This is a genomic window from Salegentibacter sp. UBA1130 (genome assembly GCF_002311535.1).
Taxonomy (GTDB): domain Bacteria; phylum Bacteroidota; class Bacteroidia; order Flavobacteriales; family Flavobacteriaceae; genus Salegentibacter; species Salegentibacter agarivorans.
Genome location: NZ_DCAP01000020.1, coordinates 65003 through 85451, shown reverse-complemented (window position 1 = coordinate 85451; position 20449 = coordinate 65003). Strand labels below are relative to the sequence as shown.

Here is a 20449-nt window from a genome sequence, read left to right as displayed (position 1 = left end):
GAATACATCATTACTACATCATCGATTTAAAACAATGTTAAAAATTTACTTCAAAAAGTAATTAAATAACTGTAAATCAACAAAATATAACCTTAATTTTTTTGATGTAGCGGTAGTGTACTATATCGTTTGCGTAAAAACTAAGCTTGGTTGTATCTTTCTGTTAAAATTCAGTAAAAATTCAACCGTATGAAATTAAAATTATTTGCCATTTGTATGGTCTTATTATCCAGTTTTGGATTTGCCCAGGAAACCAAATCCATTACCGGGATAATAACAGACCAAAATGAAATGCCTTTACCGGGAGCCGAAGTAAAGGTTATTGACAAAGAGATTTTTGATGTAACCGACTTTGATGGGAATTTTAGTCTCGACAATGTTGAAGTTGGTGATGCCGTAAGAGTAACGTTCCTTGGTTTTATGCCGCAGGAATTTACGGTGGGAGAAAATAATCAATACAACATAGCATTGGAAGAGGATACTGATCAACTTGAAGAAGTTGTAGTAATTGGTTATGGTACCCAGGAGAAAAGGGATTTAACGGGTTCTATTAGTACGGTATCTGCTGAGGAGATTGAAAAAACACCTACTTCTAACGTTATGCAATCTTTACAGGGAAAAGTTTCCGGGGTGCAAATTGTTAACTCGGGTTCACCCGGTGATTCTCCTACAGTAAGAATTAGAGGACTGGGCACCTTTGGGGAAGGAACTAATGTACTATATGTAGTAGATGATGTTTTATATGATAATATTGATTTCCTAAACACAAAAGACATTAAGTCTATAAACGTTTTAAAAGATGCCTCATCTTCTGCTATATATGGAGTTAGAGCGGCAAACGGGGTTGTGATTATCGAAACAAAATCTGGTAGAAAAAACCAGAAACCACAATTTGAGTATGATGGTTATACCGGTTTTCAACGTGCACAAAATGTTGTAAAACTTGCCAATACAGAGCAATTTGCTACTATGGCAAGAGAATCTGGGTCTGCGCCAGATGCTCAATTTATTGAAAATGCAATTCAGCGTTATGGTCGTAGCCGAATTAATCCTAACGTGCCTGCAGTGAATACCGATTGGTATAAGGAAATCCTTAGAGAAGGTTTAATTCAAAACCATAGTATTTCTGCTTCAGGTGGAGGAGAAAGTGTGGTTTATGCGGTTGGAGCCAACTATACCGGGCAGGAAGGTATTCTTGATATGAAAAATGATTATGAACGTTTTAATATTCGTGCTAAAGTAGATATAGATTTAACCGATCGGTTAAAAATGGGAGTAAATTCTATTTTTAGTAACGCGACCAAACATGATCCAGAGAACGGAGCCTGGTTTAGGGCTTATTTTGCAGTGCCTACAATGCCGGTAATTGATGAAACAAATACAGAAGCCGGACCTACTCGTTACTCTAATGCTCAACTTCTTGGGTATAGAAGTACGCAAAACCCATTTCAGGATCTTGCTTATAACGAGAATAGGCAAAAAATAAGAAAACAACTTACTTCTGCCTTTTTACAGTATGAATTAATAGAAGATAAATTAGATATTAAAACTACCTATAGTCATGATTATTCCAGTTTAGAAATACGTGAAGTGAATCTTCCTTATACACTGGGAAATAATTATGAAAGACGTTCTAGTATTAAAAGAGAAAATAATAATTTCTCTAATCAATACTGGGATAATGTATTGACTTATGAAGATACTTTTGGGGATCACGATTTAACTTTAATGGCCGGTACATCGTTTAGAGATGAAGCCAGGAACGAATTTGAAGCTACCGGTTTTGATATATCGGGAATTGGTCTTGAAACAAGCTGGTACCTGGATTTTGCTGATCCTGATTCTTTTGCTAATAATGTAGAAGAAATTGGTAGAAGATTTTACGGGCTTTCATACTTTGGTAGGGTAGCCTATACATTTAAAGATAAATACATTTTTTATGGTACGTTTAGAGCCGATGGATCTTCAAAATTTACCTTAGACCCCTGGGGCTATTTCCCTTCCGTTGGTTTAGGTTGGGTAGTGTCTGAAGAAGAATTCCTTGTAGATAATGATCTTATAGATTTCTTTAAATTAAGAGCCAGTTGGGGTAAATTAGGTAATGATAATGTAGCAGCCAGTGCAGGTTCTAATACCATTGAAGTGGTAACCGCTCCAATAGGCGATCAGCCCAGAACAGGATTAACTTCTACCAGTGTATTTTCCAATAATACCTGGGAGGTTATTGAAGAATATAACTTCGGGTTAAATCTCGAAGCATTTGATAGAAGGTTGTCTCTTGATGCCGACTATTATATACGTGATACCCACGATGCAATTCTTCCTGTTTTTATTCCAATTGTGAATAGAAGTATAGATAGAAACTCTGGAGTAATAAGAAACGAAGGGCTTGAACTTGTAGCAAACTGGAGTCAACAGGTTTCTGAAGATTTTAGCTTTAGAATAGGTGCAAATTTCACTACGCTAAAGAACGAAACTCTTGAAATTGAAGATGAAAGAGGTTATATTGATTCCGGTTCAGCTGAATTTAGGCAGCGAACAACTATTGGTGGCCCATTACTTGGCTTTTATGGATATGAAAGAATTGGGGTATACCAAAATCAACAGGAAATAGATGCCGATCCTGTTGCTGTAGAAAACAACCTTGTTCCAGGAGATTTAATTTATAGAGATCAAAATGGCGATGGAGTTATAGATGATTCCGACAGGGTAATCCTGGGATCTTTTTTACCTAAATATACCTTTGGTGGTAATATTGGCGTAAGCTATAAAGCCTTTGATTTTTCAATGGACTTTTACGGGCAGGCCGGGAATAAGATATTAAATAGAAAACGTGGTGAAATTATTTTCACCCAGGATACAAATATTGATGCCGATCTTGCTGTTAACAGGTGGCACGGGGAAGGAACAAGTAATACCTATCCTTCTTCAGCAGGACTACGTAAGGCCTGGAACCAACGTTTAAGTGATTTCTGGGTAGAAGATGGAGATTTCTTCCGAATTCAAAATATTCAGGTAGCTTATAATATTGAAGCAGAAGGTTTACCGGACACCAGGATATATTTTACTGCAGAAAAACCATTTTCATTCTTTAGCTATAATGGTTTTAATCCTGAAGTATCAGACGGGGTAGATAGACAAACATACCCGGTTCCAGCCATTTACACTATGGGTGTTAATTTAAAATTCTAAAAAAATGATTATGAAAAGATATAGTTTCACAAAAATTTTCCTCCTGTGTCTCATTTTAGGCTTTGGCGTTAGTTCCTGTACCGAGAAGCTCGAGGAGCGGCAGGGACAATTAGATACCGGTGATCTTGATGTTACCGATGCCAGTAATATGGTACAGCCGCTAATTGGTGCTTATTACGAATTTGCAACCCGTGGTTGGGAAGAGCCACTTTTGTTAGGGGTAAGAGGTGACGATGTTAATGCAGGTGGCTTGGGGGACCAGCAACCCTTTGCAGATACCGATAGGTTTGAGTACAATAAAGATTATTGGATGTACAATTCGCTATGGAATGTTCATTACAACGATATTGTTAATATGAACAGTGCTATTCTCCAAATTGAAAGCTTCAAAGAGTTTGCTGATGCCGAGGATATAGATAGGGCCGATCAATATATTGCTGAAATAAAAGTGTTGAGAGCCTATCTTCATTTTAACCTGGCCAGAACCTGGGAAGAGGTGTTTATTATTACTTCCAATCAGCCCGAAGAAGAACTGGAACAGGGAGTTTCATCAAAAGCAGAGGTAATGCAATTTATTTCAGATGAAATGGATATGGCTATAGAAAACCTACCCGATGCACGTCCAAACGAACGTACAGATATCCAGGGTGGTGTTACGCGATATACAGCTTATGCTCTTAAAGCACTTGCGCATCAGGAATTAGAGAATTACCAGGAAGTTGCCGATGCTGCGGGAGCTATTATTAGCTCAGGGAAATTTTCTCTTTATTCAGATTTCTACCAACTCTTTAAAAAACCTGGAGAACTAAGTAATGAGAGCTTGCTTGAAATACAATATTCAGATTATGGAACTGAAGCAGGAGGTGAATTATATCATCTTTTTGCACCTTTTGGTCCGCAAAACTGGACACCCGCTCGTGAAAACGCTCAGAGTGGATGGGGATTCTACGAACCAAGTGATAAATGGATAGAATTCATGATAGACCGGGGGGAAGAAACCAGGTTGGAAACAAGTGTTTTGTTTACCGATAGAGGTATTGCAGAGCTCGAAGAAAATGGGGTTGAAGTACCAGGATTTGTTACTAATACTACTCCTTCTGGAGATATTATTAACGATTATGCTCGTGCAAAATTCGCCAGTGGGAAACATTATCTTCCTTCCATTCAGCTTACCGATGGAAGAAATCAATATAGTGCTGGAAAAAATATGATCGTAATTCGTTATGCCGAAGTGCTACTAATGTATGCTGAGGCTATAACTTTAGGCGCAAGCGGTTCCAGCATTTCTGCTGATGAAGCAGTGAATATAGTGAGAAATCGTGCCGGTATGCCGTCTTTAAGCGGGGTTACTCACGAACAGGTTTTAGATGAAAAATTCGCTGAACTAGCAATGGAATGGGGAATAAGATATTATGATATGATTCGTCACGATAAGTATGGTGAATTAAGTTATGATGGTAGAAATTTCACTGCAGATAAGGAATATTTACCATATCCGCAGGAGCAATTAGATGCCTTACCTATTGAGGCCACAGCAGTAGACAGAAATACTGTGATGAACGATATTTTGTCTGACTTAAACTAAAAAACAATGAAAAAAATCAATAAATATTATTTCGGAATATTTTCATTCATCCTGCTGCTCACTTCCTGTGAGTACGATGGAATAGATCCGCTTACCCAGGTAGATCCGGGTGAAGATGCCGGTGCGCCCGAGGTTACTATTAACTATCCTAACGAAGGGACTACAATTCAGGTGCCTGAACCGGTAGCTGCAATTAACATTCGGTTTGAGGTGGTTGATGATATTGAGGTAGAAATGATTGAAGTTCTGGTAAACGGAGATCAAATTGCAACTTTTAACGAGTTTCTCGATTATCGTATAGTAAACCAGGAAGTAAGTTTTGAAAATGTTACCAACGGGGAACATACCTTAACAATTAATGCTACAGATATTGCTGGTAATACTACGAGTAAAACAGTTAATTTTAGTAAAGAACCTCCTTATACTCCAAAATATGCTGGAGAGTTTTTCTATATGCCTTTTGATGCAGATTTCACCGAATTGGTAAATATTTATATGGCCAGTGAAACAGGAGATCCGGCTATTTCAGGAGATGCTTACCTGGGAACAGGAGCCTACGAAGGTGTAGCTGAATCTTACATAGATGTGCCACTGGACCAAGAAGACCTTGGGAGCGAATTTAGTGGTGCCTTTTGGTATAAAGTTAATACTGATGAAGCTAACCGGGCAGGGATTCTTGTAGCGGGAGCTAATGAGGAGCGCCAGCAAGGTTTCCGTCTATTTAGGGAAGGTTCAGCTGAAGAGCAAACCATCAAAATGAACGTTGGAACCGGTACCGGTGAAAGCTGGAATGACGGTGGAATAATAGAGGTAACCAATAATGAATGGGTTCATATTGCTTTTAGCGTAACTCCAACAGAAACTGTGCTTTATTTTAATGGAATGCCAGTAAATACCGGAACTATGACTGCAGCTATAGATTGGACGGGAGTAGAACAACTTACTGTTGGTGCAGGTGGAGAAACTTTTAGCTACTGGGATCACAGATCTGATATTGGTAGTAATATAGATGAGCTTAGATTGTTTAATACTGCCTTAGCCCAGGAAGATATTCAGCAACTAATCAATGCTTCTTCCATTACTTTAGATATGCCTTTTAACGGTGACTTTAGAGATATGGTTTCCAACCGTGAAGTATTAGAAGTTGGTTCTCCGGGATTTGCTGAAGAAAGTGTAGAAGGAAACAATGCTTATGCCGGTGCTGAAGGATCTTACCTGCAATTACCTTCAGATGGACTGTTAAGCGAAGAATTTAGTACTACTTTCTGGTATAAAGTTAATGCCGATCCAGATCGTGCCGGAATTATTGTTATAGGACCTGAAGATGAAGAAAACCCTGATGCACAAAATAATAGAACCAGTGGCTTCCGTCTCTTTAGAGAAGGCAGTGCCGATGAACAACGTATTAAGGCAAATGTTGGAAATGGATCTGCCGATAGTTGGAATGATGGTGGTGTGATTGATGTTGCTGCAGGAGAATGGGTGCACGTTGCTTTTGTAATCACCGATTCTGAAAGCCATATTTACTTGGATGGTGAACTGGTGAATACTGGTGATGTTCCTGACGGAGTAGACTGGACGGGAACCGATATTGTCTCTATTATGTCTGGTGCTCCAAGATTTACAGGATGGAACCACCTGGCCGATAGAAGTTATATGGATAATCTCCGTTTCTATAACAAAGCGCTGACTGCTGAGGAGGTAGAAGCAGCGATGGAAGAATAGAATAATTTTAGAAATAATTCCGGCTCTAATTAGAGCCGGAATCTTTACATCCTACTATTACGCTTAGTAAGACTGGCCTATGCATCTCAAATTTTTAGCAAATCTATGTATTCCGCTCCTTCATTAATAAAATTCAAAATGTTTAGAAGCTTATATTTTATAGGATTAATACTTGTTTTTTCTTCCTGTTCTTCTGATGATGGACCTGGTTACCAGGAACCCTACCAACCAGAACAGGAGCCCGAAGAAGAGGAGGAAAGATTAAGTGATTCAGAGCTCTTGGAAAAAGTTCAGCAACAAACCTTTAAATATTTCTGGGATTTTGCCGGCACAAATTCCGGGTTGGCGCGTGAACGCTCCCAGGATGATGCTTATGGAGATGAAGGAAGAAATATTGTTACCATTGGAGGCTCCGGTTTTGGACTGGCCGCTTTTCCGGTAGCTGTAGAGCGTGGCTGGATAAGCAGAGCTGAAGCAGTTCAAAGACTGGAAAAAATTCTTGACTTTTTGGAAGAAGTTCCTACATATCACGGCGCCTTTTCACATTGGTATTTAGACGATGTTGCCCAAACACGCCCCTTCGGAGATATGGATGATGGTGGTGATCTTGTAGAAACTGCTTTCCTTATGCAAGGCTTACTCATAAACCGACAGTATTTTTCCGAAGAAACAAGTATTTCAGAACGAATTACTGAACTGTGGGAAGCTGTAGAATGGGATTGGTACACCCAGGGAGAAAATGTGCTTTATTGGCACTGGTCCCCAATTTATAATTTTCAGAAAGATTTGAAAATTCAGGGGTGGAATGAATCACTTATGGTTTATGTACTTGCTGCATCATCACCCACTCATTCCATTGAACCTGAAGTTTATCACCAGGGCTGGGCATCAAATGGCGCTATGGTAAATAATCGTCAGCATTACGGACTTGATCTACCGCTTGGGCCATCATACGGTGGTCCCTTGTTCTTTGCCCATTATTCTTTTATAGGTCTTGATCCTCGCAACCTGAGCGATCAATATGCTAATTACTGGGATCAAAACACCGCCCATAGCCTAATTCATTATAATTATGCGATAGATAATCCGCGGAATTATGAAGGTTATGGAGAAAACAGCTGGGGTTTTACGGCCAGCGATAATTATGAAGGTTATTCGGCACACAGCCCGGCAAACGATTTAGGAGTGATCACGCCAACAGCAGCTTTGTCTTCTTTCCCATATACTCCGGAAGAATCTATGAAAGCCCTACGCTATTTTTATGAAGAAATGGGAGATGAATTGTGGGGACCTTACGGATTTTATGATGCTTTTTCCGAAGAAAAGAATTGGGTAGCAGATGGCTACCTGGCTATAGACCAGGGTCCGATAATTTCAATGATAGAAAATTACCGAACAGGTTTACTTTGGGATCTTTTTATGCAAGATGAAGAAATACAAGCCGGTTTAGACAAGCTGGAGTTTAATTATTAATTCCGAAAATTAAAAATTATACATAATGACTAACTATAAATCAATTCTAAGTTTTTTCCTTATCGGTTTCGTGCTTTTTAGTTGTAAAAACGAATCAAATAAAGAGGAACGGGAATTAGAAAAAACTGAAACCACGTCTCTTTCCAGGGAAGCATTATTAGATACGGTTCAAAAGCAAACCCTTAAATATTTCTGGGATTACGCCGAGCCAAATTCCGGGATGGCACGAGAACGCTATCATCCTGATGGTGATTATCCGAAGAACGATGCGCACGTGGTAACCACAGGAGGATCTGGGTTCGGACTTATGGCTATAGTTTCAGGAATGGAACGGAAATGGATTCAGCGTGATTCCGCAGTTGCCCGCTTGGATAAAATTGCTAATTTTTTAGATAATGCTCCAAGATTTCATGGGGTTTGGCCACACTGGTTAAATGGTGAAACAGGCGATGTACAGGCTTTTAGCGATAAAGATAATGGAGGAGACCTTGTGGAAACTTCATTTTTGGCGCAGGGATTTATTGTAGTTCGTGAATATTTAAAAAATGGAAACGCAGAAGAAGAGGCTGTAGCAGCAAAATATGATGAGCTTTGGAAAGGCATTGAATGGGAATGGTATACCAACAATAAAAACGGACTCTTCTGGCACTGGTCACCAGATTATCAGTGGGAAATGGACTTTATGATTGAAGGTTATAACGAGTGTTTGATCACTTATGTAATGGCTGCTTCTTCTCCCGATCACGCTATTGATGCTAAAGCTTATCACGATGGCTGGGCTCGTAGCGGTAATATAGTAAGTGATAAAGAAGCTTATGGAATTCCATTAATACTGAAGCATAACACCCGTGGCGATAAAGCCGGACCGCTTTTTTGGGCACATTATTCTTATTTAGGATTGAATCCAAAAGGTCTTGAAGATAATTATGCTAATTACTGGGATTTGAATGTAAATCATACCAAAATCAATTATGAGTACACCCAGGAAAACCCGAATGATTCTGAAACCTACAATGAAAATTCCTGGGGTCTAACTGCAAGTTATACCCGTAACGAAGATGATGGCATAGGCTATACCGCCCATTCTCCAGATGATGACAAGGGAGTGGTTTCTCCAACTGCGGCGATTAGTTCTATACCTTATACTCCAGAACTTTCTTTGAATGCAATGCGTTATTTCTTTGAGGATCAAAATGAATTGCTGTGGGGACCAGCTGGTTTTTACGATGCTTATAGCCTGGAAGGTGAGGATTGGGTAGCTCCAAAATATTTGGCAATAGACCAGGGTCCACAAGTGGTAATGATAGAAAATTACAGAACCGGTTTGATCTGGGATCTATTTATGGGCGCTCCCGAAGTGCAAAATGGTCTCGAAAAATTAGGATTTAATACTTCTGATTAATTTTTATGAATTACCATCTAACATATTTTAACCGTATTCGAAGTCTTATTCTGATTCTTGTAGCAGTAATGATTACAGGGTCTTCTCTGGCTCAACAAAAGTCTTTTGAATTTGTAGTACTGCCAGATACCCAGACTTATGTTGAAGAATATCCAGAAATCTATTTGCATCAAATGCGTTGGTTGGCCAATAATAAAGATAGATTTTCCTTTGCCCTGCACGTGGGAGACATTACCCAGAATAACAATGGGAAAGAATGGGATATTGCTAAAAAAGGATTCAATATAATTGAAGGGAAGCTGCCTTATTCTTTTGCTTTGGGAAATCACGATATGGGAAGTGCCAGCGGTAAATTTGCCGATACCCGGAATACCGCTATGGCCAATGCCTACTTTTCACCAAATGAGATTCCTAATCTTGTAGCTTCATTCCCTGAAGGAAAAATTGATAATCTTTTAAGTGAGTTTAAGATCGGGGATCAAAATTGGATGGTATTGTCCTTAGAGTTTGGCCCCAGGAATAAAACGATTAAATGGGCAGATGAGATGATAGAAAAATATTCTCAACATAATTTCATAATTGTAACCCACGCTTATGTTTACGAGGATAGCACACTGCACGACAGTGAGGATTGGTGGCTTCCTGAAAACTACGGAATAGGGAAGGATACCGGCGAAGAAGCTCCAAATAATGGCGCTCAACTTTGGGAAAAACTAATTAAAAAGCACGATAATATTTCAATGGTATTTTCAGGGCATATTCTTAAATCGGGCGTTGGAACTTTAGTAAGCGAAGGTGAAAATGAAAATAAGGTTTACCAGATGCTTGCCAATTATCAAAAAGGGGTGGAAGGCTCAGAAAATGGTGGAAATGGATTTTTAAGAATTATAAAAGTTAATCCCGAAAATCAAATAATTGAAGTGAAAACTTATTCGCCCTGGCTTGACGAGTTTAAGACAGAGAAAGAGCAAAATTTCACTTTTGAAAATATTCAATTAAAATAATAGCATAAAAAAAATAAATATGAAAATGAGATTTTTATACATCTTAGCGGTTTTACTGGTGATTTTACTCATTGTGCCATTTTCAGTAGAAGCACAGGAGAATGAAGCTTTTAAAAAAGAACATTTTATTAATGATTCTGATACTCTAAATTACCGTATTCTTTTTCCGAAGGATTTTTCTGAAGAAAAGGAATATCCTGTGGTTTTGTTTCTGCACGGTGCAGGCGAAAGAGGTAGCGACAATGAAGCTCAACTAACCCATGGCAGTAAATTATTTCTGGAAAAACAGGAAGAATTTCCCGCAATAGTTATTTTTCCGCAGGCTCCAAAAGGTGATTACTGGGCAAAGGTGGAGGTGAACCGCGATAGCGTTCCGCTTCAATTCAATTTTATGAATAAGGAAACGGCTACGAAATCTTTACAATTAGTTATGGAGCTTATGGATAAAATGACTTCAAAGAGTTATGTCAATAAAGATCGAATTTACGTTGGCGGACTTTCAATGGGAGGAATGGGAACTTTCGAGATTATCTATAAAAAGCCTGATATGTTTGCAGCAGCCTTCGCTATTTGCGGTGGTGCTAATCCGGAAATAGCGAAAGAATATCCGGAAGGGTTCAATATTTGGCTTTTCCACGGAAAAAAAGATGATGTTGTACTTCCAAAATATTCTGAAGCAATGGCCCGGTCTATTAATCACTACGGTGGCAATGCCAAGCTTTCTTTATATCCAGACGATAATCATAACAGCTGGGATTCAGCATTTTCAGAACCTAATTTATTACCCTGGTTATTCTCGCATAGCCTGGAAAATGAAAATGGAAAATAATTAGTAGATGAAAACTTTCAAAAACATACTTACAGGCACGGCCTTGCTTATTAGTTCTTTTATAAGTGCACAAGAAGTAGTCCCGGAAACCTATATCAATCCCCTGGATATTGATTACACCTATATGGTTTATAATTCCAGTAAGAATATTTCCTATCGTTCGGGTGCCGATCCCGCGGTAATTGAATTTCAGGGCGAATATTATATGTTTGTTACCCGTTCTTTTGGATACTGGCATTCCAAAGATCTGATAAACTGGGAATTTATTAAACCAGAACAATGGTATTTTGAAGGTTCCAACGCACCAACTGCTTTTAATTATAATGATTCGCTGGTATATTTTGCAGGTGATCCCGCAGGTTACGGCAGTATTCTTTATACCGATGACCCAAAAAGTGGTAAATGGACTCCAACCGCTTCAATTTCCAATAATATCCAGGATTCAGAATTATTTATTGATGATGACGGGAAAACCTATTTGTATTGGGGTTCATCCAATGTACATCCACTTAAGGTTAAAATGCTGGACAAAGACGATCGTTTTCTTGAAACCGGGGTCGAAAAGGAACTTATTAACCTGGTAGAAGAAGAACACGGCTGGGAACGCTTTGGCGAAAATAATTACCATCCAACCTTAAAAGAAGGATATATGGAAGGTGCTTCCATGACCAAGCACGACGGGAAATACTATTTGCAGTATGCAGCTCCGGGGACCCAGTTTAATGTTTATGCCGATGCCGCTTATGTAGGCGAAACGCCACTTGGCCCGTTTAAATACATGAAAAACAATCCTATGAGTTTAAAGCCGGGCGGATTTACCAATGGTGCCGGCCACGGGATTACCATGCAACAAACCAACGGACAATACTGGCATTTTGCAACCATGGCCCTGGCTTCTAATTCTCATTGGGAACGCAGACTGGCTATGTTTCCAACCTATTTTGATGACGAAGGTTTAATGTACACCATTACCAGCTATGGCGATTATCCTTTGTACGGTCCAGATCATCCTACAAAAGCAGGACTGCACAATGGCTGGATGTTGCTTTCCTATAAAGGAAAAACAACCGTCTCCTCTTCACAAATGCAGGTTAGAAAAAGCACTGCCACAGATGGTGATTTTGATATAACCGAAATGCCACTGGAAAAGAATAATGAAGGTGAAATTATTTCGAAATTATTAACCGATGAAAGTCCGAAATCTTTTTGGGTTGCGGAAGCTAATGACGATAATCAATGGGTGGAGATAGAAATGCTGGCGCCCGGAAATATCTATGCGTTTCAACTGAATTTTCACGACCAGGAATCTGGTATTTATACCCGTACCGAAGGTTTACGACACCGGTATACCTTAGAGGTTTCAGAAGATGGTAATAACTGGAAAACTGTTGTAGACAGAAGTAAAAGTTTTGAAGATACACCGAATGCCTACATTCCGCTTAATCAGCCAGTAAGGGCTAAATACGTGCGCTATAATAATATTGAAGTTCCGGGGAATAACTTGGCTTTATCTGAAATTAGGGTTTTTGGTAAAGGTTTAGGCCAAAAGCCTGCGAAGGTTAAGGGATTCGAAATTTCTCGAGAGGAAGACAGGAGAGATATTTCCCTGGAGTGGCAGCCGGTAAAAGGTGCCCAGGGTTATAACATTCGCTGGGGAATCGCTCCAGATAAATTATACCATTCCTGGTTAATTTATGATGAAAATGAACATTTTATGCGCAGCCTGGACCGTGATACAGAGTATTATTTCAGTATTGAAGCATTCAATGAAAATGGCATATCTGAAAGATCTGAAATATTACAAGCAAAATAACCGAAAAACCAAATTATAAAATTTAAAGAATAGGAAAATGAGAAGAATTTATCTATCAATGAGCCTCATAATTTTTATGGGAATATCATTTCTTAATGCCCAGGAAAAAGTTCCGGAGGTTGAGGAATTACTAAAGAAGATGACGTTGGAAGAAAAAATTGGCCAGCTTAACCTGCTTACTCCCGGTGGCGGCGTTGCTACAGGATCTGTAGTGAGTGAAGACGTAGAAACCAAAATTAAAGAAGGAAATGTTGGTGGCGTTTTTGGTGTTTCCAGCCCCGAAAAAGTAAGACAGGCACAAAAATTAGCCGTTGAGAATTCACGTTTGGGAATTCCATTGTTAATTGGTTCTGATGTTATTCACGGTTATAAAACTACATTCCCTATTCCGCTAGGACTTTCCTCTAGCTGGGATATGGATTTGATCAAAGAAACCGCTCAAATTGCGGCTAAAGAAGCTACGGCCGATGGTATAAACTGGAATTTCTCGCCAATGGTAGATATAGCTCGAGATCCGCGTTGGGGCCGAATTGCTGAAGGTGCCGGGGAAGATCCTTATTTGGGTTCCCAGGTTGCAAAAGCAATGGTTGAGGGTTATCAGGGAGATGATTTTACAGCGCCTAATACAATGATCGCTACCGTAAAGCATTTAGCGCTTTATGGAGCTTCTGAGGCCGGCCGGGATTACAATTCGGTAGATATGAGTAAGATAAAAATGTTCAATGAATATTTGCCACCGTATAAAGCTGCGGTAGATGCAGGAGTTGCCAGTGCAATGACTTCCTTTAACGATATTCACGGAGTTCCGGCTTCGGGAAATAAATGGTTAATTACAGATTTATTTCGTGAGCGTTGGGGTTTTGAAGGTTTTGTAGTTTCAGATTATACTTCGGTTAATGAAATGATCGCCCACGGAATGGGGGATCTCCAGGATGTTTCGGCTTTGGCCATAAACGCCGGACTGGATATGGATATGGTTGGAGAAGGATTTTTAACGACTCTGAAGAAATCTGTGGAAGAAGGCAAAGTTTCCGAAGAACAGATCACCAAAGCGGCTCGCCGAATTCTGGAAGCAAAACATAAATTGGGTCTTTTAGATGATCCATATTTATATTCAGATGAAAGCAGGCCAGAAAAAGATATTCTTTCCGAAGAAAATAGGTCGGTAGCCAGGAAAGCAGCAAAACGTTCTTTTGTGCTTTTAAAGAAGCATGAAAACACACTTCCATTGGCCAAAAATGCAAAAATTGCATTGGTTGGGCCGCTGGCAAATAATAAAAATAATATGCTTGGAACCTGGGCACCAACCGGAGATCCACAGCTTTCGATTCCTGTTTTGGAAGGTATTAAAAATGTAGCTCCAGAGGCTGAAATTTCTTATGCAAAGGGCGCAAACATAAGTAACGATACCACTTATGCTAAGAACGTAAATGTTTTTGGACCGCGTATCGAGATTTCTGAGGAATCTCCTGAAACAATGATACAAGAAGCCTTAGAGGTTTCTCAAAATGCCGATGTAATTGTTGCCGTAGTTGGAGAAGCTACCGAAATGAGCGGGGAAGCTGCCAGCCGTACCAATTTAAATATTCCTGATAGTCAGCAGAAATTGATTAGGGAACTTGTGAAAACCGGGAAGCCTGTAGTGTTGGTATTGATGAGTGGCCGTCCGTTGGTGATTTCCGAAGAAATGGAAATGCCGGTGAGTATCTTGCAGGTTTGGCATCCAGGTGTAGAAGCCGGAAATGCAATAGCCGATGTGCTTTTTGGAGATTATAATCCTTCAGGAAAGTTAACTGCTACCTGGCCAAGAAATGTTGGGCAAATTCCAATTTACTACCGAATGAAAACCACCGGTAGACCGGCAGCATCAGCTTCTGAATTTGAGAAATTCAAGTCAAATTATTTAGATGTTGAAAATACTCCGCAATTGCCATTTGGTTACGGACTTTCGTACACCAATTTTGAATACGGGGAGACTACTGCAAGTGCCGATGAATTAAATAAAGACGGAAGCATCACCATTGCTACTACAGTAACCAATACAGGGGATTATGAAGGAGAGGAAGTGGTGCAGTTGTATATTCACGATAAAGTGAGAAGTATCACACCGCCAATGAAAGAATTAAAAGCCTTTAAAAAGATAAGTTTAAAGAAAGGAGAATCTAAAGAGGTGAGGTTTGAAATCACTGTAGAAGATTTGAAATTCTATAATGCAGATTTGGAATTTGTAGTTGAACCTGGCGAATTCGAGTTTTTTGTTGCCGGAAGTTCAGACCACGAATTTCAGGGAACTTTTATTGTAGTGGAGTAGATTTTTTATTAATGCAAAACCCTGAGATACCCTACTGTCTTGGGGCTTACTAATCCTGCTTCGGCGGGATTTTTGTATATAAGCCTTAATTGAACTCTTTGATCATTCTTTACTAAAGCGGTGTGCTCTTATTTCCATACTTCAATCTGCTTATTTTCTCCATTTAAAAATACCGAATTGAAAAACTGGAAAACTTTGGGAAGATGTTCGAATGGCATTCGGGAGTGTTCGTGTTTTCCACCTTCGAAACTGTAAAGTAGGTATGAGGTATTTAGTTTTTTAAGTTTTTCAGTAATTGTCTTGGAGCCGTCCAACATGATATATCCTGGTTGGTCCCGATCACACCAGTGATGAGGTGCGCTTGCATAAGGCACAAGATTATCTTCAGTACCGTGGAAAAATACCCCGGGAATAGCGTTTTCTTCAGTAATATATCGCGCATCTACAATAGCACCGGCAAGAGAGAAAACCCCGGCAAAATCAAAGTTTTGGTATTTAGAAAAACCCTCGAGCATAAGTTTTTCGTTGTATACCGCGTTTAAAACTGCTTCTGCGCCAGCACTACTTCCGCCCACAATTATCTTTGCTGGATTTATATTAAATTCTTCTTTATTTTTAACCATAAAATTCACGGCATCCATAAAATCTTCAGCAGCCATTTTAAAGGTTTCCATTTTTCCGGAAGCTTCGTAATCACAACCAAAAGATTGTCCTTTTCGGGTTAACCGGTAAGAAATCTGTACGGCTACATAGCCTTTTTTAGCCGCGCTTTCTGCAAAATTTATTTCACCAGGGTTAGTTCGGGTTCCGCCTGCAAATCCGCCCCCGTGCATAAAAACAATTAGCGGTCTTTGCTGCATCGTATCATTTTCAGGCTGATAAATGTCCAGCTTTAAAGCTTCCCCATTTTTGGTTGCGTAGGTTTTAGTTTCAGTTTCTTTTAACTGAAAAGATTCGTCTATAAATCTTTGCTGGGCTGAAATTGAAAAACTTAGCAAGAACAGGAGGATGAAAATCGGGTTTTTCATAAATGAATTATAATTTAGCGTCTCAAGATACTTAATTTTGCAGGGAGAATAAGTGGGGATTTTAATTTTAATATTTTATCTTCGCTGCGGAAATGACACTTATAAGTTATGAGTTTACAGGATAAAGTAATGGCAGAGATGAAAGCTGCTATGAAAGCTAAAGACAGCGAAAAGCTTGAAGCTTTACGATCGGTTAAAAGTGCTATTTTATTAGCCAATACTGAAAGCGCTGCAAAGGAGGGTTTGACTGAGGATGAAGAACTTAAAATTTTGCAGAAGCTTGTAAAGCAACGAAAGGAAAGCGCTGCAATTTACAGGGAGCAAAATAGGGCAGATTTGGCCGAGCCCGAAGAAAAACAGGCCGAAGTGATCGAATCTTTTTTACCTGAACAGTTGAGTGAGGCTGAAATTGAAGCTAAAGTAGATGAAATTATCGCCAAAACCGGAGCCAGCGGAATGCAGGATATGGGAAAAGTGATGGGAATGGCCAGCAACGAATTAGCTGGAAAGGCTGACGGAAAAACGATTTCAACAATTGTAAAAAGTAAATTGAGCAAATAAATAATGAGACCTCCCAGGTTTCCAAAACCTGGGAGGTCTTGAAAAGGCCCCGTGGCGCAACTGAATAGCGCATCAGATTTCGGCTCTGAGGGTTGCAGGTTTGAATCCTGCCGGGGTCACTTAAGCTATTAATCATTAGCAATAAAACCGCACAAATCTTTTGATTCGTGCGGTTTTTTTAATGCTGCTCCGCAAGGTCGTATCACTTGTCTGTACAAGTCCGTTATGAGAGTTTGTAGTCACCTATCATTAGTTAATGGTAAGGTGTCCACCGTGAGGTGGAATCTGAAGGAAGCCGGCTGCAAAGTTCCAGTCCGAGGAACACGAACATTATATAAGGCATATCTGATCTGGATGAGCTTTCCATACAAAGCAAAGTCCGGAAGCTATATGGAAAACAGGGGGTAAATGATGCGGATATATGGAATGAAAGTGATACGTCTTACCGCGTGATATTTCATAGACATAGACGAACCAGAGTATGAATCTATGGTGGGAACAAGATTTACTGTGAGTGATCAGCTGACGTTATAGTACTTACAGTTAACGAGGTGCATAAACTGCACAGGTCTCACACCTGGGGAAGGACTGAACCTTAAGATGTATATTTCAACTGAATAGTATGCATTTTTGCCAATTTTTTTAATTTGTCACTCTCTCAAAAAGTATAAAAAAGAATAAAACTTATTAAAGTGATTAAAATCCATAGTCTATTTGGTAAGAATAGGAACTGAGCTTCATCGTGTTCTTTAAAAGCATTGCTCCTTTCCAGTTGGTTCTCCATAACATCTATAGAATGCGCTGTTAGGGTACTATAAAAGAGCTGTGCTCTTTGTAACAACTTTTGAATCTGATTGTTTAGTCAATCGTCTCAAAGCCCCTAAGTAATCATCCCTGTAAACGGTATGGATCATAATTCTGGTCTGTCCTGCCTTTACAAGTTCGGCATTCATCATCACTCTTGCTAATTAAAGTGACCCTTTAGGTTTATTTGAATCTATAACTATCTATGAACATTTAGGAAGGAATAGAAAGAGAATTAAGATTTTTTAAAGAACAATGTTTAAATCACAATGGAAAATAGATATCTCTCTTACGTGGCTATACGTTTAAGGCTTAACATTCAACGCTTATAATTATCTTCTATTTCTTCTTCGCTCATTAGGATTTGCACCACCAAATTTATCTAATTTATAAGTAAAACTAAGCATAGCATACTGAGTTAGGATTAGATTACTGGTATCCTGGATAAAATCATCTCCAATAGTTCGACGGGTGTCAATATTTTGATTCAACATATCATAAACCTTTATTTTAATAGTAGCATCATCATCTAAAAATTGATAACCCAAACTCGTATTCCATAGAAGAGAAGTATTATCGAACCCGGGAGAGACATTTCCGAAGTAATTATAAGAAATATCATTACCAAAAACTACATTCTCGGGCCAGTAAGTTGTTGCTTCAAAACCAATACGATGGTTAAGGAAATCTTCATTCCTATCGGGATTAATATCATAAGCTCCGCCTCCTCCAAAAACTGCTCTACCGGCACTTCGGCCCATCATTCCAAAGACTTCATCATAGCTAAAACCTGAACTATTGATAGTATATTTCTGAATATGGATAATCAGCACTATATGGTAGTAGACGACGATTCTACCAATAATATGATATGTGAGTTTACTATTAAACGTTTTGATAAAGAAGGAAATATCAAAATTTTTTCGGTACCTGAAGAAGCACTTAGTTTTATAGCACAAGAATATAAACTAGAAAACAGGAAGCAGCCAACTATTCTATTTCTTGATATTAATATGCCTACTATGAGTGGTTGGGAATTCCTAGATGAATTTTTAAAATTTAATGAAGGTGTGAGGAATCAATTTAATATCTATATGCTTTCATCCTCCATTGAAGATTTCAAGGAGGAAGCAGAAATTTATTCAGCCATAAAGGGATTTATTTCCAAACCTTTAAAAATGAATAAGCTTGAAGAGATTAAAAACGGCCCATTGAACTCGTCAACCTGTTGAATATTTATATTTTCATAGTTAAACTTTTAAAATTACTTCTTTGAGTAATTACCTGTTGTTAAATTATGAGAAACGTACTTGGTAGTTCTAGTACCCAAATCTTAACCTATATAATGGCGTATAATATCACCGATTCTGAGAGTAATATCTCAAAAATGTCTATAGAGCAAAATGCCCGGAATTTAAATTTGTAATAGATCTTATGCCGCTATATGGTTTGGGCAACTAAACCAGATGGTTATCAAACCCTTTATAACCAACGCTGGTATGATTTTATCGATTTAACTTATGAAGAGACTAAAGATAAAGGCTGGTCTCTGGTTCTTCATCCAGACGATTATGATTGTGACTGGGAAATATGGCAACATTCGCTGGATAGCGTCAATCCTTACGAAATAGCTTGAGAAGTTTTGATGGGACTTACACCAGTTTCCTAGCCTGTGCCTATCCATTAAAAGATGATAAGAATGGTAAAATTTTAAAATGATTTGGCATGTGTATCGATATTCAGGAGCAAAAAGAAATCTTAGAAGAACGGGAAAGAACTAAAGAAGCACTTAGAATCAAGTTGAATAAACCTTGAACGAGATAATTTTGTTTATTCTGCACGCACGACCTTAAATCCCCTCTAAATAACAATATCCTGAAAGGGCTTATTGCGCTGTTAAAACAGGTAGAGAGCACGAAAGAAGATCAGCAGCCTCCCTAGCTACTCCTGAGAAATTGGGTCATTCAGATTTTGACCTGCTATCCAATCAAATTCACCGATTGATTTTTTTATTATAACATAGAGGTAAAAATAAAATAGTATTTTTATCGTACTATTTTTTCAATTTCTAAAAAACATGTATCTTTAAAAAGCTGAACTTCAGCATTTAAATTTTAAGTAGGAGCATCCATTTTTTGACTTTCGCCGATTGCCCTGCACATCAGAATACTAACATAACTGGAAATTTTTCCCAGCTTTTGGCAATGGCTTTTAAGCCACATTGTATGAGGTTTTGTCCCGCAGTGCGGGAGGAAAGGAATAATTGAATCCTTTATTTCTACAATTTGTGATAATTGCTTTCAAAGCCTGTGGTTTTAGGGGAATATTTGCGACAAATCGGCGAATTATGGAATCATTTATTAGCATTAGACTCAAAAAGAAAACCGCCCAACGTTTTCAAAAGTTTTCCAAAGAACACTTCAAATCCCACACGGAAACTATGAGCGCTATGCTCGACTTTTTCTACTATAACGAAATTTCTCCTCAGGAGAGACTGGGACCGACGGGAAGAACCATTGAAGCCAGCCTGAAAAAAAGAATCAACGCGGTCATGGCTGTTATGCGGGAAATAGAAAAGACCCAAACCAAACCAACGGTGGTTATGATCCAGTCCTTGTTTGAAATGGAAGAACCACAAAAGAAGCCTTTAATTCTGGAAAAGAAACTTGTGGAAGAAAAGGAAAGAGTGGGTTTACGGGAAAAAACAAATTCTCAAAACTAA

16 protein-coding genes and 1 tRNA gene are annotated in these 20449 nt (G+C 38.9%); 15 read left to right on the top strand and 2 right to left on the bottom strand.

The window, feature by feature from the left end:
• Positions 1–189: 189 nt before the first annotated feature.
• The 9 genes from B4F31_RS05805 (at position 190) to bglX (ending at position 15334) form a co-directional block, all read left to right on the top strand.
• Entirely contained in the window at positions 190–3192 is a 3003-nt protein-coding gene (locus tag B4F31_RS05805) for a SusC/RagA family TonB-linked outer membrane protein (protein ID WP_286760869.1), read from the top strand.
• Between the two features lie 10 nt (positions 3193–3202).
• A complete protein-coding gene (locus tag B4F31_RS05800; protein WP_286760868.1) occupies positions 3203–4777 on the top strand; it encodes a RagB/SusD family nutrient uptake outer membrane protein in 1575 nt (524 codons plus the stop codon).
• Positions 4778–4783: 6 nt separating this feature from the next.
• Positions 4784–6502, top strand: coding sequence for a LamG-like jellyroll fold domain-containing protein (locus B4F31_RS05795; protein ID WP_286760867.1), 1719 nt, complete (start codon positions 4784–4786; stop codon positions 6500–6502).
• Between the two features lie 138 nt (positions 6503–6640).
• Positions 6641–7975: a glucoamylase family protein gene (locus B4F31_RS05790; protein WP_286760866.1), complete on the top strand. Its 1335-nt coding sequence runs from the start codon at positions 6641–6643 to the stop codon at positions 7973–7975.
• Between the two features lie 25 nt (positions 7976–8000).
• Positions 8001–9377 carry a glucoamylase family protein gene (locus B4F31_RS05785; RefSeq protein WP_286760865.1) on the top strand — a complete coding sequence of 459 codons (1377 nt, stop codon included), beginning with the start codon at positions 8001–8003 and terminating at the stop codon, positions 9375–9377.
• Between the two features lie 5 nt (positions 9378–9382).
• Complete coding sequence (locus B4F31_RS05780; protein ID WP_286760864.1) at positions 9383–10381, top strand: metallophosphoesterase; 999 nt, start codon at positions 9383–9385, stop codon at positions 10379–10381.
• Between the two features lie 25 nt (positions 10382–10406).
• The gene (locus B4F31_RS05775) at positions 10407–11210 is read left to right on the top strand and encodes a prolyl oligopeptidase family serine peptidase (RefSeq protein WP_349675918.1); all 804 of its coding nucleotides are present in this window, start codon (positions 10407–10409) and stop codon (positions 11208–11210) included.
• 7 nt (positions 11211–11217) lie between these two features.
• Entirely contained in the window at positions 11218–13023 is a 1806-nt protein-coding gene (locus B4F31_RS05770; RefSeq protein WP_286760862.1) for a family 43 glycosylhydrolase, read from the top strand.
• Positions 13024–13081: 58 nt separating this feature from the next.
• Complete coding sequence (gene bglX, locus B4F31_RS05765) at positions 13082–15334, top strand: beta-glucosidase BglX (RefSeq protein WP_286760861.1); 2253 nt, start codon at positions 13082–13084, stop codon at positions 15332–15334.
• A gap of 128 nt (positions 15335–15462) precedes the next feature.
• On the opposite strand, the gene B4F31_RS05760 is transcribed toward bglX, so the two are convergent.
• Positions 15463–16362, bottom strand: coding sequence for an alpha/beta hydrolase (locus B4F31_RS05760; protein WP_286760860.1), 900 nt, complete (start codon positions 16360–16362; stop codon positions 15463–15465).
• A gap of 108 nt (positions 16363–16470) precedes the next feature.
• Between B4F31_RS05760 and B4F31_RS05755 the strand changes: the two genes are divergently transcribed.
• Both B4F31_RS05755 and B4F31_RS05750 read left to right on the top strand, forming a co-directional pair.
• Positions 16471–16923 (top strand): GatB/YqeY domain-containing protein, encoded by a 453-nt coding sequence (locus B4F31_RS05755; protein ID WP_286760859.1) that lies wholly within the window; start codon positions 16471–16473, stop codon positions 16921–16923.
• Between the two features lie 45 nt (positions 16924–16968).
• Positions 16969–17042 (top strand) — tRNA-Arg (locus B4F31_RS05750).
• A gap of 1017 nt (positions 17043–18059) precedes the next feature.
• Here B4F31_RS05750 and B4F31_RS05745 read toward each other — a convergent pair.
• Positions 18060–18560, bottom strand: a complete 501-nt coding sequence (locus tag B4F31_RS05745; protein ID WP_286760858.1) for an outer membrane beta-barrel protein — start codon at positions 18558–18560, stop codon at positions 18060–18062.
• Between B4F31_RS05745 and B4F31_RS05740 the strand changes: the two genes are divergently transcribed.
• The 4 genes from B4F31_RS05740 to B4F31_RS05725 all read left to right on the top strand — a co-directional run bounded on the left by B4F31_RS05740 (position 18546) and on the right by B4F31_RS05725 (position 20449).
• Positions 18546–18959, top strand: coding sequence for a response regulator (locus B4F31_RS05740; RefSeq protein WP_286760857.1), 414 nt, complete (start codon positions 18546–18548; stop codon positions 18957–18959). The two genes, B4F31_RS05745 and B4F31_RS05740, sit on opposite strands and share 15 nt — an antisense overlap.
• Positions 18960–19024: 65 nt before the next feature.
• Positions 19025–19153 carry a hypothetical protein gene (locus B4F31_RS05735; protein WP_286760856.1) on the top strand — a complete coding sequence of 43 codons (129 nt, stop codon included), beginning with the start codon at positions 19025–19027 and terminating at the stop codon, positions 19151–19153.
• Positions 19154–19171: 18 nt separating this feature from the next.
• Positions 19172–19363 carry a PAS domain-containing protein gene (locus B4F31_RS05730; protein WP_286760855.1) on the top strand — a complete coding sequence of 64 codons (192 nt, stop codon included), beginning with the start codon at positions 19172–19174 and terminating at the stop codon, positions 19361–19363.
• Between the two features lie 711 nt (positions 19364–20074).
• Positions 20075–20449, top strand: coding sequence for a BfmA/BtgA family mobilization protein (locus tag B4F31_RS05725; protein ID WP_075324762.1), 375 nt, complete (start codon positions 20075–20077; stop codon positions 20447–20449).